The sequence below is a fragment of the Peribacillus sp. NPDC097295 genome, from assembly GCF_044761665.1.
In the GTDB taxonomy this organism is placed as follows: Bacteria; Bacillota; Bacilli; order Bacillales; family DSM-1321; genus Peribacillus.
On record NZ_JBIWCW010000017.1, the window covers coordinates 55,031 to 69,787 of the forward strand.

General features: G+C 41.6%; 12 protein-coding genes. All 12 read right to left on the bottom strand.

The genetic code is table 11. From position 1 onward, the window contains the following. Positions 1-77: 77 nt before the first annotated feature. The gene (gene pnp, locus ACIQXN_RS18590) at positions 78-2,195 is read right to left on the bottom strand and encodes a polyribonucleotide nucleotidyltransferase (RefSeq protein ID WP_402970019.1); all 2,118 of its coding nucleotides are present in this window, start codon (positions 2,193-2,195) and stop codon (positions 78-80) included. A 323-nt stretch (positions 2,196-2,518) separates the two neighbouring features. Next, entirely contained in the window at positions 2,519-2,788 is a 270-nt protein-coding gene (gene rpsO / locus ACIQXN_RS18595) for a 30S ribosomal protein S15 (RefSeq protein ID WP_402868411.1), read from the bottom strand. A gap of 159 nt (positions 2,789-2,947) precedes the next feature. After that, on the bottom strand, positions 2,948-3,898 hold the full coding sequence (gene ribF, locus ACIQXN_RS18600) for a bifunctional riboflavin kinase/FAD synthetase (RefSeq protein WP_402970022.1): 951 nt from the start codon (positions 3,896-3,898) through the stop codon (positions 2,948-2,950). 34 nt (positions 3,899-3,932) lie between these two features. After that, positions 3,933-4,853: a tRNA pseudouridine(55) synthase TruB gene (truB, locus tag ACIQXN_RS18605; RefSeq protein WP_402970026.1), complete on the bottom strand. Its 921-nt coding sequence runs from the start codon at positions 4,851-4,853 to the stop codon at positions 3,933-3,935. A gap of 91 nt (positions 4,854-4,944) precedes the next feature. Then, positions 4,945-5,313 carry a 30S ribosome-binding factor RbfA gene (rbfA, locus tag ACIQXN_RS18610; RefSeq protein WP_402868404.1) on the bottom strand — a complete coding sequence of 123 codons (369 nt, stop codon included), beginning with the start codon at positions 5,311-5,313 and terminating at the stop codon, positions 4,945-4,947. Positions 5,314-5,330: 17 nt separating this feature from the next. Further along, the gene (locus ACIQXN_RS18615; protein WP_053345363.1) at positions 5,331-5,612 is read right to left on the bottom strand and encodes a DUF503 domain-containing protein; all 282 of its coding nucleotides are present in this window, start codon (positions 5,610-5,612) and stop codon (positions 5,331-5,333) included. Further along, complete coding sequence (gene infB, locus ACIQXN_RS18620) at positions 5,609-7,768, bottom strand: translation initiation factor IF-2 (protein ID WP_402970029.1); 2,160 nt, start codon at positions 7,766-7,768, stop codon at positions 5,609-5,611. Before infB ends, ACIQXN_RS18615 begins: the two co-directional genes overlap by 4 nt. 19 nt (positions 7,769-7,787) lie before the next feature. Beyond that, positions 7,788-8,093: a YlxQ family RNA-binding protein gene (locus ACIQXN_RS18625; protein WP_402970032.1), complete on the bottom strand. Its 306-nt coding sequence runs from the start codon at positions 8,091-8,093 to the stop codon at positions 7,788-7,790. A gap of 4 nt (positions 8,094-8,097) precedes the next feature. After that, positions 8,098-8,373, bottom strand: a complete 276-nt coding sequence (gene rnpM, locus ACIQXN_RS18630) for an RNase P modulator RnpM (protein ID WP_402970035.1) — start codon at positions 8,371-8,373, stop codon at positions 8,098-8,100. A 17-nt stretch (positions 8,374-8,390) separates the two neighbouring features. Then, the gene (gene nusA, locus ACIQXN_RS18635) at positions 8,391-9,521 is read right to left on the bottom strand and encodes a transcription termination factor NusA (protein WP_402970038.1); all 1,131 of its coding nucleotides are present in this window, start codon (positions 9,519-9,521) and stop codon (positions 8,391-8,393) included. Positions 9,522-9,561: 40 nt separating this feature from the next. Beyond that, positions 9,562-10,035 carry a ribosome maturation factor RimP gene (gene rimP, locus ACIQXN_RS18640; RefSeq protein ID WP_402970041.1) on the bottom strand — a complete coding sequence of 158 codons (474 nt, stop codon included), beginning with the start codon at positions 10,033-10,035 and terminating at the stop codon, positions 9,562-9,564. A 194-nt stretch (positions 10,036-10,229) separates the two neighbouring features. Next, complete coding sequence (locus ACIQXN_RS18645) at positions 10,230-14,549, bottom strand: PolC-type DNA polymerase III (protein WP_402970044.1); 4,320 nt, start codon at positions 14,547-14,549, stop codon at positions 10,230-10,232. Positions 14,550-14,757: the final 208 nt, after the last annotated feature.

Below are 14,757 nucleotides of genomic sequence, written 5' to 3' on the forward strand. Positions count from 1 at the left end.
TATATAGGGCGAAAACTTTTGAAACAAAAAAAGCATGCAGGTCCATGAAGGAACCGCATGCCGATTATTCTTTTTTCTTATGATTGAGAAGGATTAGCTGCCTCTTTTTGTTCTTTAAGAACAGCTTTACGAGAAAGGTTAACCCTACCTTGTTTGTCAATCTCAGTAACCTTTACTAATAATTCATCGCCAAGCGAAACGACATCTTCCACTTTGCCGACTCTTTCTTCAGCCAATTCAGAAATATGGACTAAACCATCTTTACCATTGAATATTTCCACGAAGCAACCGAATTTTTCGATACGTTTAACTTTACCTAGGTAAAGTTCACCCACCACGACTTCACGTACGATATCTTCAATGATTTTTTTAGCTTTTTCGATCATAGGCTCATCCGTAGAAGAAATGAATACCGTACCATCTTGTTCGATATCGATCTTCACGCCGGTCTCTTCAATGATTTTATTGATATGTTTACCGCTCGGTCCAATAACATCACGGATTTTGTCCGGATTGATAGTCATCGTAACGATTTTCGGAGCATATTTAGACAACTTCTCACGCGGTTGATTGATTGTAGCAATCATCGAGTCCAGGATATGCATCCGGCCTTTTTTAGCTTGAAGCAATGCTTCCTCTAGGATTTCTCTTGAAAGACCATCGATTTTGATATCCATTTGAAGGGCAGTAACACCTTTAGACGTTCCAGCCACTTTAAAGTCCATATCGCCTAGGTGATCTTCCATGCCTTGAATATCCGTTAAGATTGTATAATGCTCTCCTGTTTTTACAAGACCCATTGCGATACCTGCAACCGGTGCTTTCAATGGAACACCCGCATCCATCATAGCAAGCGTACTAGCACAGATACTTGCTTGTGATGTTGATCCATTAGATTCAAGGACTTCAGATACAAGTCTGATTGTATAAGGGAAGTCTTTATCGCTTGGAATGACTGGTTCCAATGCTCTTTCACCAAGTGCACCGTGACCGATTTCACGACGGCCTGCTCCGCGGATCGGACCTGTTTCCCCAACACTGAAATGTGGGAAATTATAATGGTGCATAAAGCGTTTAGACTCTTCGGTTCCTAGCCCGTCCAAAATCTGTACATCTCCTAGTGCACCCAATGTACAAATGGATAATGCTTGTGTTTGTCCACGTGTGAACAATCCAGAACCATGAGTACGTGGCAAGATCGTAACTTCAGAAGATAATGGTCTGATCTCATCTGGATTACGGCCATCCGGACGAACTTTTTCTTCCGTGATCAAACGGCGGACTTCGGATTTAACCAATTTATTTAAAATTTCTTTAATTTGTTTAAGTTTTTCTTCATCAGTTTCTTCTTCATACTTAGCTAACACACCGTCTTTAACCTCTTTGATGGCGGCTTCACGTGCATGTTTTTCCTGAACTTGTACAGCTTTGTTAAGGTCTGCTTCACATAGGCCCTTCACTTCTGCTTCAAGTTCTGCATCGACTTTATACAAAGTGATTTGTAGTTTTTCCTTACCGATTTCAGCAACGATTTTTTCTTGGAATGCAATAACCTTCTTGATTTCGTCATGACCAAACATGATTGCTTCAAGCATTGTTTCTTCAGGTACTTCATTCGCTCCAGCTTCAACCATATTGATTGCATCTTTCGTTCCAGCAACCGTTAAGTTGATGTCACTTTTCGCAAGTTGGTCAACAGTGGGATTAATGATGAATTCATTATTGATTCTTCCCACTACTACACCCGCGATTGGTCCTTCAAATGGAATGTCGGAAACGGAAAGTGCAAGGGATGAACCTAGCATAGCAGCCATTTCTGTAGAACAATCTTGATCAACACTCATAACCATGCTGATGATTTGGACGTCGTTCCTGAAACCATCCGCAAATAGTGGGCGGATTGGGCGGTCAATTAGACGGCTTGCCAAAATTGCACGTTCACTAGGTCTGCCTTCACGTTTAATGAAGCCTCCTGGAATTTTACCGACTGCATACAGTCTTTCTTCGTAATTGACTGTCAACGGGAAAAAGTCGACATTTCTAGGTTCTTTAGAAGCAGTTGCTGTACTTAAGACAGCTGTTTCGCCATAACGGACTAAAACGGCTCCGTTCGCTTGTTTGGCCAACTGACCGATTTCTACCGTTACATTACGGCCGGCCCAGTCAAATGAATACGTATGTTTTTCCTGTCCCATTTATTAAACCCCTCTCTGAATCTTCGCTTTTAGAGGCTTAGTTTACCTAAACCCGTATTAATTTAAATCATTATATGTGAAAGTAATTGAACTCAAGTTAAAACCAAACTATCACTATTATGCACGAAAAAAACATGTGTTAACAGTAATATGAATAAAAATTTATTCATTCAATTATGTATATATCTTAATCATTTATGAGTAGAAAAAAACCCGGCGGTTGCCGAGTCCAAAGGACGATGGCTTAGCCTAAAACAGAAAGCGTCCAAATCATTTGAATAACATTAAAAAAGCGGGAAATTTCCCGCTTTTTTTTGAAAAAATTATCTACGTAGACCTAATGTGTTGATAAGTGTACGGTAACGCGTAACGTCTTTATTACGTAGGTAAGTTAAAAGATTACGACGTTTACCTACCATTTTAAGAAGACCGCGACGTGAATGGTGATCTTTTTTGTGTGTGCGTAAGTGACCGTTCAAGTTGTTGATTTCTTCTGTTAATACTGCGATTTGAACTTCTGGAGATCCAGTGTCAGTATCGTGAGTTCTGAACTCAGCGATAAGTTCGTTTTTGCGTTCTTGTGTAATAGCCATGTTATTATTCCTCCTAAAATTCTGTAAAATCACCTATTACCGAGCCAGCGTCGGAGTCTCGACTAGCCAAGCAATGGTTATTTTCATACATACAATAGAATACATGCTTTTCGTTAAAATTGCAAGTATTGTCTTCTATTCTTTAGCTTTCTTACTTTTTCACGCGTTCAATTCTAGAAAATAGGCTTGCGCATTTTGCTTGTCGGTTTCAATCTGGGTGACCAATTCTTCAAGCCCCGAAAATTTCTGCTCACTTCTTAACCTGATATGCCACTCGACTGACACCTGTTGTCCGTAAATATCCCCTGTAAATCCTAAAGCATGGACTTCAACGGTAGGATATTTAGGTTTTTCTTCATGGAACGTCGGCTTATAACCAACATTGCACACCCCATCATACCAGAAGCCATTTATTTTAATCCTGACTGCATATACGCCTGGAGCGGGAAATATGTAATCATCACTCACTTCAATATTGGCAGTCGGGAACCCGAGCTTTCTCCCCCGCTTTTCACCATGGACCACAAGACCCTTCGTTGAATAGCGCCGGCCAGCCAGATGATAGAAATCAAAAAAGTCACCGTTGCTGAGTGTCTCCCTGATTCTCGTGGAACTCACCTTATCATCCTCAAAGGTCTGCTTTGCAACGACAGTTTGACTAAACCGTCCTTGGGCGTATACGGGCAGTTCTTCCATGGTTCCTTTGCCATAACGACCGTATGAATAGTCAAAACCAGCCACAACATGACGGACATTAAGGCCCACTATATAGTCGTTGACGAACTCCTCAGGTAGCATAGAAGCAAATTCCTTACTGAAGTGGACGACAAATAAATAATCGATTTCCATCGTTTCTATGATCTTTATCTTATCTTCAAGTGGTGTGATATAACGGATACTTCCCGTTTTCTTCCCTAATACTACGGAAGGATGCGGATCAAATGTCATGACAGCTGACAAAAGATTCATTTCATGAGCTTTTTGCTTGGCGGTTTGGATGACAGTTTGATGTCCTTTATGAATGCCATCAAAAAACCCAAGGGCCATGACGAGCTCAGGGAAGTCATCCGGTTTAAATTGATGAGGATGCTCTAATGCAATCACTTTCACCTTTCAATCTCCTCTTTCCGACGGCAAAAACGGTCTATGATTCTTGTGCTAAAACTTTTACGGGTTTAATTAACCCTTCTTTTGTCGGATGTATCTGATAAATGGCAATGGCCTTATCAGCGGGATCTACCATTACGAATGGCTGACCCTTTTCGAAAATAACATCCTCCGTTTGTTCCAATACAGCACCGTTAAGTACTTTCTTTGCTACTTTATCACTAATCTGAAATTTCGGCAAATGAAACAATCCCCGTTCTAAAGGCAACAGGAATTCCTCGGTTTGTTCCGATTCCATGAATCCTTCCACCTCGGCGAACGTCAAACAATCTTCAAGCGAAAACCCGGCTGCTTCAATCCGAATCAAATCAGACATATGAGCCGGGTAGCCCAATCTTTCGCCCATCATCACTGCCAGTGTGCGAATATAGGTCCCTTTGCTGCATTTGACACGAAAGCGAAAAGAAATGGTTTCACCTGTAAATTCCGTTCGGTCATCGAGCAAAGTAATTTCATAAATAGTGATTTCCCTCGTTGGACGCTCCACTTCGATTCCAGCACGGGCATATTCATACAGCTTTTTGCCATTTACTTTGACAGCCGAGAACATTGGCGGGGTTTGTTCTATCTTCCCCGTTAAAGAATTCAATACCTCAAGGATTTGAGCACGCTGAATTGTTTCAGTAACTTTTTGCTCCGCTACCTTTTCTCCACTTGCATCTTCGGTAGACGTTGAGAAACCAAGGGTCACTTCACCTTCATAGGCTTTGCCTGCCTCTGTTAAGTATTCGGCAATTTTCGTTGCCCTACCGATACAGATTGGTAAGACACCAGTAACTTCAGGATCCAATGTACCCGTATGTCCCACCTTTTTCGTTTTTAAAATCTTCCTTAATTTAAAGACGCAATCATGGGATGTCAATCCCTTTGGTTTCCATAATGGAAGTATTCCATCCATACCTTCACCTCATTATTCTCATTTCAAAAAAAAGGGGCCGACACCAAGAAGTGCAAAGCACTTATTGAGTCAGCCTCCATTTACTGCTTGCTTATTCTTCGTCTTTCACAGAAGGTTTTTCCTCTTTTTTGATTTGAGAAATTAATGATTCGATACGGTTACCGTAATCGACAGATTCATCAAATTCAAAAAACAACTCCGGAGTTTTACGCAAGCGAATTCGTTGTCCAATTTCCGAACGCATGAATCCTTTTGCCTTTTCAAGACCCTGCAATGTTTTTTCCCGTTGTTCCTGGTCTCCCAAGACGGAAATATAAACAGTTGCTTGTTGTAAATCGCCTGTCACTTCAACATCCGTTACTGTGACAAATCCAATTCTCGGATCTTTAATCTTACGGCCGATAATCTCACTCAGCTCTTTTTTCATTTGTTCGCCCACACGATTTGCTCGAAGGCTCATAATATCACCTCGCTAGCTTATAGCCAGTCTATATCTGTTATTGTGCGCTCAATTTCCGGAAAAGAATCTAGAAATTTAAGGGCATTTTGAAGTTCTCGTTCAGTAGCTTTCCTTGAGGAAGAAACGGTAACGATAGAAATCTTAGTACGTTGCCAAAGATCCTGAAAATCCGTTTCGGCTACCGAGATGTTGAACTTCTGTTTAAGCCGTGTCATGACACGTTGCAACACGGCTCTTTTTTCTTTCAAAGAATGGGTGTCATAGATGATGCACTCACATTGGACGGATCCAACAATCATTTACGCTCGATTTCTTCCATTACATAAGCTTCAATTACGTCGCCTTCTTTAAGGTCATTGTAATTCTTAATGGTAATACCGCACTCGTAATTTGTTGCAACTTCTTTCACGTCATCTTTAAAACGTTTCAATGCGTCAATTTCACCTTCATAAATGACTACACCTTCACGAATTAAGCGAATTCCACTGTCACGCGTAAGTTTTCCTTCTGTAACATATGAACCAGCAATTGTACCAACTTTTGATACTTTGAACGTTGTACGAACTTCAGCTTGACCAATGATTTTTTCTTCGAACTCAGGATCAAGCATCCCTTTCATAGCCGATTCAATTTCTTCGATTGCTTTGTATATGATGCGGTGAAGGCGGACATCAACTTTTTCCGATTCAGCCGCACGCTTAGCATTTGCATCAGGACGGACGTTAAATCCGATGACGATTGCGTTAGAAGCAGTAGCAAGGATGATATCAGACTCCGTGATGGCTCCAACGCCAATGTGAATGATCTTCACTTTTGCGCCTTCTACTTCAATTTTATTCAGGGAAGCGGCCACTGCTTCTGCAGAACCTTGAACATCCGCTTTTAAGATGATGTTCAATTCTTTGATTTCCCCTTCTTTCATTTGTTCGAACAATGTATCAAGCGTAACACGCGATTTTTCATTACGTTGTGAAGCAAGTTGTCTTTGTGCACGTACTTCCCCAACTTGGCGGGCAGTTTTCTCATCTTCAAAGACGATGAAACGGTCTCCTGCTTGTGGAACTTCATTTAAACCAGTGATTTCAACCGGTGTGGATGGACCAGCATCCTTAACACGGCGTCCAAGATCACTAACCATGGCACGTACACGACCGAATGTATTACCAATAACGATTGGATCTCCGACTTTCAACGTTCCGTTTTGGACAAGCAACGTCGCTACAGAGCCACGGCCTTTATCCAAACGTGCTTCGATAACCGTTCCGTTCGCTTTACGCGTTGGGTTTGCTTTATATTCTTCTACTTCACTAACTAGTAGAATCATTTCAAGCAAGCTATCTATGCCTTCGCCCGTTTTAGCTGAAATCGGTACGAAAATCGTTTCTCCACCCCATGCTTCAGAAACTAAACCGTGCTCTGTTAACTCTTGCATAACGCGGTCAGGATTAGCCCCTTCTTTATCCATTTTATTAACAGCGACAATAATCGGAACTTCCGCTGCTTTAGCATGGTTAATCGCTTCAACCGTTTGAGGCATTACACCGTCATCGGCTGCAACGACAAGAATCGTAATATCCGTGATTAATGCTCCACGAGCACGCATTGTTGTAAACGCAGCATGTCCTGGTGTATCAAGGAATGTGATTTTTTTGTCATTGACTTTGACTTGGTAAGCACCGATATGCTGAGTGATTCCGCCTGCTTCGCCTTCCGTCACTTTCGTATGGCGGATGGAATCAAGCAATGTCGTTTTACCATGGTCAACGTGGCCCATGATCGTTACGACTGCCGGACGTTCGATTAAATCTTCAGAAGCATCTTCAGTCACTAATGACTCAAGGTCTGTCAAATCAACACGAATCTCTTCTTCAGCCAATACTCCATACTCTGTACAGATTAATTCGATAGCGTCTTTATCCAATGTTTGGTTGATTGTTGCCATTACACCAAGCATGAAAAGTTTTTTAATGATTTCAGACGGTTCACGGTGAAGTTTCTTACCGAGTTCCATAACTGTCAAAGACTCATAAAACGTAATTTTTTCTGGAAGTTCTCTTTCCTTACGTTTTGTAACAGGTGCCTGTGGCGCCGATTGTCTTTGTTTGTTGTTTTTATTGCGGTTATTTCTTCCTTTGTTAAACTGTCCTGTTGGCTTTTTAGTACCCAACGGTTTAACTGGCGGTTTTTTCTTTAGTTTTTCTTTATTGACCGTGCTTTTTTCATCTGCTTCAGCTTCGTATTTAGCAACCGTAGCATTTGCTTTCGGTTCAGCAGCAGCTTGAGCTGGCTCGTCGCTTTTTGGTTTAAGTGTATCATTTAATTTGTTTACAGTTGAATCGTCTAATGCTGTCATATGGTTTGTTACCTCTATATTCATTTCTTTAAGTTTATTTATTACGTCTTTACTTGAAACGTTTTTTTGTTTTGCATATTCATATACACGCAATTTTGTCATACGTTCACCCCCGGTAAATTTAATCGAGCAGCATTCGGAGTTTTTGTGCAAAACCTTCATCAAGAACAGCGACGGCAACTCTAGCATCCTTGCCAATGGCATGGCCAAGCATGGACCTGTTTTCGACTCTCTTTAAAGGAACCTGATAAAATGCGCACTTATCAGAGATTTTTTTTTCAGTGTTTTTTGAAGCGTCCGCGGCTAAAATAACAACTTTGGCATTACCGCTTCTAATCTCTTTAACCACTAATTCTTCACCCGAAATTAGCTTGCGTGCTCGATTGGCCAAACCTAATAGAGACATCCATTGTTGTTGTTGGGTCATGGTGTTAGTCTTTCTCCTTATCCACTAATTCAAGCAGTTCTTCATAAAGGGAAGAGTCGATTCGAGTACTAAGGTGATTTGCCAGCACATTTTTCTTTTTGGCCAGCTCGATAATATTCCGATCAAGGGTCAAATAAGCTCCCCTTCCCGATTTTTTTCCGGTCGGATCAAGGCTGACTTCCCCTTCTTTAGATCGAACGATACGAATGAGTTCTTTTTTCGGCTTCATAACGCCAGTGGCTACACATTTACGCATCGGGATTTTTTTTCGGCTATTCATCTATATTCACCTCTACCTTACTCGTTATCCTCTTTGAAATCTTCTTCCTCTTCATTCACATAACTATCCCGGCTTAACAGGAATTCCTGTTCTTCAACAGGGTAAATGCCAGCTTCGCGGGCTTCCGTTTCACTCTTGATATCAATTTTCCAGCCTGTCAGTTTGGCTGCCAAGCGCGCATTTTGTCCACGCTTACCAATTGCAAGTGAAAGTTGGTAGTCAGGAACAATGACAGTAGTTGCTTTATCTTCTTCTTTAACGATAACTTCAAGAACTTTTGAAGGGCTTAAAGCATTAGCAACAAAGATAACCGGATCTTCTGACCATTTAACAATATCGATTTTCTCGCCTTTTAATTCATTTACGATAGCCTGGACACGTTGCCCTTTTTGGCCAACACATGAACCAACCGGATCGACTTCCTCGTTATCGGAGTGTACAGAAATTTTCGAGCGGTCGCCTGCTTCGCGGGCAACTGACTTAATTTCTACTGTTCCATCAAAGATTTCAGGCACTTCTATCTCAAATAAACGTTTTAAAAGACCTGGATGCGAACGGGATACAAAGATTTGAGGTCCCTTCGAAGTCTTTTCAACTTTTGTGATGAAAACCTTAATGCGGTCATGTGGTTTATACTGTTCATTTGGCATCTGTTCGTTGACAGGAAGCAATGCTTCAATTTTACCCAAACTCACATAGATGAAACGTGAATCCTGACGTTGGACAATCCCTGTCATGATATCTTCTTCACGATCGATGAATTCTGCGTAAATGATACCACGTTCTGCTTCACGCACTCTTTGAGTAACGACCTGTTTCGCTGTTTGTGCAGCAATGCGGCCGAAATCCTTAGGCGTTACTTCCATTTCCACAATATCATCCAATTGGTAGTTAGGATCTATTGCTCTCGCTTCTTCGACGGAAATTTCCAGACGTGAATCGAATACTTCTTCGACTACATCTTTTCTAGCAAATACACGCATTGTTCCTTTGCCTAAATTCAAGTCGATACGTACATTTTGTGCTTGGTTAAAATTACGACGATATGCCGATATTAGTGCAGCCTCAATCGCGTCGATCAAAACTTCTCTCGAAATTCCTTTATCGTGTTCTAAAATATAGAGAGCATCCAATAACTCATTGCCCATGGTGATCCCCCTTACGGATATTTAATTAATGATTGCTTGATTAAGAGAAGGTAATGGCAAGTCTTGCTTTCGCCACTTTTTCAAATGGAATGACAATTGTTTTCTTTCTAGTCTTGATTTTGACTTCAAGCGTCACTTCATTCCCATCATAACTGGTCATGATCCCTTCGAATTCTTTTTCATTTAAAATGGGCTCGTATGTTTTTATGTAAACATTTTTACCGATAGCATTAAGGAAATCCTTCTCTTTTTTCAGAGGCCTTTCCGCTCCGGGAGATGAAACTTCGAGAAAATAAATTTGTGGAATTGGATCGACTTCATCAAGCTTTTCACTGAGCTTTTCACTCATTGTCCCGCAATCTTCAAGATCTACGCCTGTTTCTTTATCAATGTACACTCGAAGGAACCAGTTCTTGCCTTCCTTCACATACTCCACTTCAACTAATTCTAGCTGCAATTCTTCAAGAATAGGTAAAGCTAATTCTTCTACAACTTCCGTTACCTTTTTACTCATTTGTTTCCTCCATACGTGCGTTGTGTGCGCTTGGTTTCGGATTCAAAATTAAATGGTCAATACAACACGAAAGAGTGGGTTTCCCCACTCTTGCCATTGGTTCCTCTTAGTATTTCCAATAAAAATATACCATAATCAAGATACTTTTGCAAATATCATGTCTGTTTCTTCCTTTTTATGACCAAGTCCCACTCTTAAAATAGAGAAAGCTGATTTTGTTCCGGAAGAGACTCAAGACAGCCTTGTTTATCAAGGTATTCAAGGATTGTCTTGGATACCTTCCCGCGTTGCTGCAAGTCCTCTTTGGAAAGAAACTCACCATTCTTACGTGCATTGACGATATTGATTGCCGCATTCGTACCAAGACCTGGAATCGAATTGAAAGGTGGAATCAACGTGTTGCCTTCAATAATGAATTGATCCGCACTTGATTTGTACAAGTCGACCTTGGCGAAAGAGTATCCTCGTTCACACATTTCCAACGCAAGTTCCAGAACCGTCAGTGTGTTCTTCTCTTTCGTGGAAGCATCCAAACCTTTTACATTTATTTCATCAATTTTGGTCTTGATTGCTTGTGATCCCCGTGTCATAGCGTCTATTTCGAAGTCATCCGCACGGACCGTAAAATAAGCTGCATAATATAACAATGGTAAATGCACCTTGAAATAGGCAATCCGGACAGCCATCAAAACGTATGCGGCAGCATGTGCTTTAGGGAACATATATTTGATTTTCTTACACGAATCTATATACCATTCCGGCACTTCATTCTTACGCATTTCCTCTTCGAATTCTTCTGACAAGCCCTTCCCTTTACGTACAGATTCCATGATCTTAAATGCCAAGGAAGGATCTAGCCCTTGATAAATGAGATAAACCATAATGTCATCACGACAACCGATTACTTCGCTAAGTGTACAGATTTTATTATGGATCAACTCTTGGGCATTGCTCAGCCATACATCGGTACCATGTGACAATCCAGATATTTGGACAAGCTCGGAAAACGTCGTCGGTTTTGTGTCTTCAAGCATTTGCCGAACGAAGCGCGTCCCAAATTCCGGGATACCCAGTGTACCTGTTTTACACATAATCTGGTCTTCGGTCACTCCTAATGATTCCGTGCTGCTGAATATCTTCATGACTTCCGGATCATCTGTCGGGATCGTTTTCGGATCAATCCCGCTTAAATCCTGAAGCATCCTGATCACTGTCGGATCATCATGACCGAGAATATCAAGCTTCAAAATATTATCGTGGATTGAGTGGAAATCAAAGTGGGTCGTTTTCCACTCAGAATTCCGGTCATCCGCCGGGAATTGTATCGGTGAGAAATCATAGATATCCATGTAATCCGGAACAACGATGATTCCCCCCGGATGTTGTCCGGTCGTCCGCTTCACGCCTGTGCATCCGGCCACAAGTCTATCCGTCTCAGCACCACGCATGTGGATATTGTTATCGGCTGAATACCCTTTAACATACCCATATGCCGTCTTTTCAGCCACTGTACCGATCGTTCCGGCACGGTACACATAATCTTCCCCAAACAGAACCTTCGTATAATCATGGGCCTTCGGCTGATATTCACCAGAGAAGTTCAAGTCAATATCCGGGACCTTATCTCCTTTGAATCCAAGGAACGTTTCAAATGGGATATCATGGCCATCTTTCGTATAGGCAATGCCACAATCAGGACAATCTTTATCGGGCAAGTCAAAACCAGAACCTACTGAACCATCATTGAAGAATTCCGATTTCTTACACGTTGGACAAACATAGTGTGGCGGAAGTGGGTTCACTTCCGTAATTTCCGTCATCGTCGCAACGAATGATGACCCGACCGATCCACGTGAACCGACTAGATATCCATCGTTCAATGATTTTTTAACCAGTTTGTGAGAAATTAAATAGATAACGGCAAAACCATGACCGATAATGCTTTTTAATTCTTTTTCAAGGCGGGCTTCGACGATTTCCGGCAGGTTTTCTCCATATATCTTCCTCGCCATACCGTAACTCATCGCGCGCATCTCTTCTTCTGCACCCTCGATTTTAGGTGTATATAGATCGTCCTTGATTGGCTTGATGTTTTCTATCATATCTGCGATTTTATTCGTATTTGTGACCACGACTTCTTTTGCTTTCTCAGCACCAAGGAAGGCAAAGTCCCTTAACATTTCATCCGTAGTCCGGAAGTGGACATCCGGTAGCTTATGGCGATTCAGCATATTCGCCCCGCCTTGCGAATTAACTAGGATTTTGCGGTATATCTTGTCATTTGCATCGAGATAATGCACATTCCCTGTAGCTACCACTGGTTTGTCCAGTTTTTCACCAAGCTTGACGATATTCGAAATGATTGTTTCTAACGATTTTTCATCACGGACAAATTCAAGTTCTATCAAATGTTGATAAACATCCTTTGGATGGATTTCAAGATAATCATAAAACTCGGCGATTTCGACAACATCCTCAAAGCCCTTTTGCATCATTCCTTCAAATACTTCCCCTTTATCACAACCAGACCCCACAAGGATTCCTTCGCGATATTTTTTCAGTTGTGAACGTGGGATACGCGGCACACGGTAAAAATAATTGATATGGGATAACGAAACCAATTTAAAGAGATTTTTCAAGCCTTCCTGCGTTTGCGCAATCAGCGTACAGTGAGAAGGTCGAGAGCGCTGATAAGCATTTCCATTCCCCATATTGTCATTTAACTGATCATGATACGTAATGCCTTTCGCCATCGTTTCCTTCAGCATTTTCAGCAACAGGTAGCCTGTAGCCTCGGCATCGTAAATGGCCCTGTGATGCTGGGTCAAATCGATATCCAACTTTTTACATAACGTATTCAAACGGTGGTTTTTGAACTCTGGATATAGGAATCTTCCTAATTCCAATGTATCCAAAACCGGATTTTCTGCTTTTGGATACCCAATATTTTTGTAGCCCATGTTCAAAAAGCCCATATCGAAACTCGCATTATGGGCAACAAGAATGGCATCTCCAGCCCATTCCTTAAACCTCTCCAATACATCTGAAACTTCAGGGGCATCCACCAACATATCATCGGTGATATGCGTCAAGTCGATGATTGTATTGGATAACGGTCGATGCGGATTAGCGAATGACTCAAATTTATCAATAATGTCGCCATCTTGAATCTTGACGGCAGCTAACTCAATAATCGTATCATAAACGGCAGACAAACCTGTGGTCTCTACGTCGAATACGATATATGTGGCATCAGAAAGTGGCAGATGCGCTTCATTATAAGCAATCGGCACTCCGTCGTTTACAAGATTGACTTCGACACCATAAAGAATCTTGATGTCATTTTTTTGACCGGCGCTATAAGCCTCAGGGAAAGATTGTGCCCCTGCATGATCGGTGATCGCCACTGCCTTATGACCCCACTTCGCCGCTTGGGCAACTAGGGCTGAAGTCGGCGTTACAGCATCCATTTGGCTCATCGGTGTATGCATATGGAGTTCGACACGTTTTTCACCGTCAGGAGCCTTGTCCTGCCGGCCTTTCTTAGAAATTTCGTTAATATCATTGGCGATCATAACCAAATCACGGACAAATGTATCATTTTGAATGCTACCTTGGGCACGTACCCACATGCCTTTTTTAACTCGGGCTAGAATGGCTGCATCCTCTTTATCACGGGAAAACATCTTGACCAGGATTGAGCTCGTGTAATCCGTAACTTTAAACGTCAATAAACTGCGGCCGCTACGGAGCTCACGGACTTCCGCATCAAACACGAAACCTTCGATTGCTATTTTGCGTTCTTCATCAATAATTTGCTCTATGCTACGGAAATCGGCATCCTCTTTAATGGTATATCCGATTTTAACCGGACCTTCGTAGACGACATCGTCTCCTTTTTCCGATTCTTTCTTCTGCATTTCTAATAAAGCGGCCAATCCCTTTTCCTCGTCTTCTTTTTGTTTCTCTGCTATAAACTTCTTGTAATCAGAATTCGAGACACTTTCGTTCACTTCCGCTTCAAGCGTTAATGGCGGGAAACCATAGGTTTGGTAGATATTCGAAATAAGGCCGGAGTATTTCTGTTTTAACTGTCCAGCTTCAGCGCCATTTCGTGCATGGACAACGAGCTTATATCCTGTTACTTTCGGCTCCTGCTCATTTAATAGGGTTAAAAGAGCAGGTGAAATGCCTTGTAGTTCACTTAGACAATTTTCCCAGTACTCTTTGACCAATTCTTCCGTCACCAACGGATTAGCTACATTAAAAGTAAAGGTAACCTTGGCAATGTGGGCAAATGTACTAGTTAAATGGTTAGCAAATCTTGTATGGACACTGCATGGTATTAAAGCAGGTATATTAAAGGCGAAATGCCATTTTTGCGACTCTCTTTCAATTGACAGCTTATCAATCTCGGCACCAATGAAAAAATTCACAAAGGCATCCTCAGTCAGGCCCAATTGTTGGAGCAAGAGTTGAAATCTCTCTCTACCGCTGTTTGGATTTTGATCCATTTCCTCTCTCCCCTTTATCTACTATCTTATAATGTCGTTTCATTTTCATTCGAATAACAACAGTGGTTATTATAACACACTACGTATATTTTGAAGAGCATCTTCATACGAAGAATCGAGTAGAGGGAAAATAAGCTAACTTATTTTCGCCCCTCTCACAACACCGTACGTACGGTTCGCGTATACGGCGTTTCAATTTATATTGCAG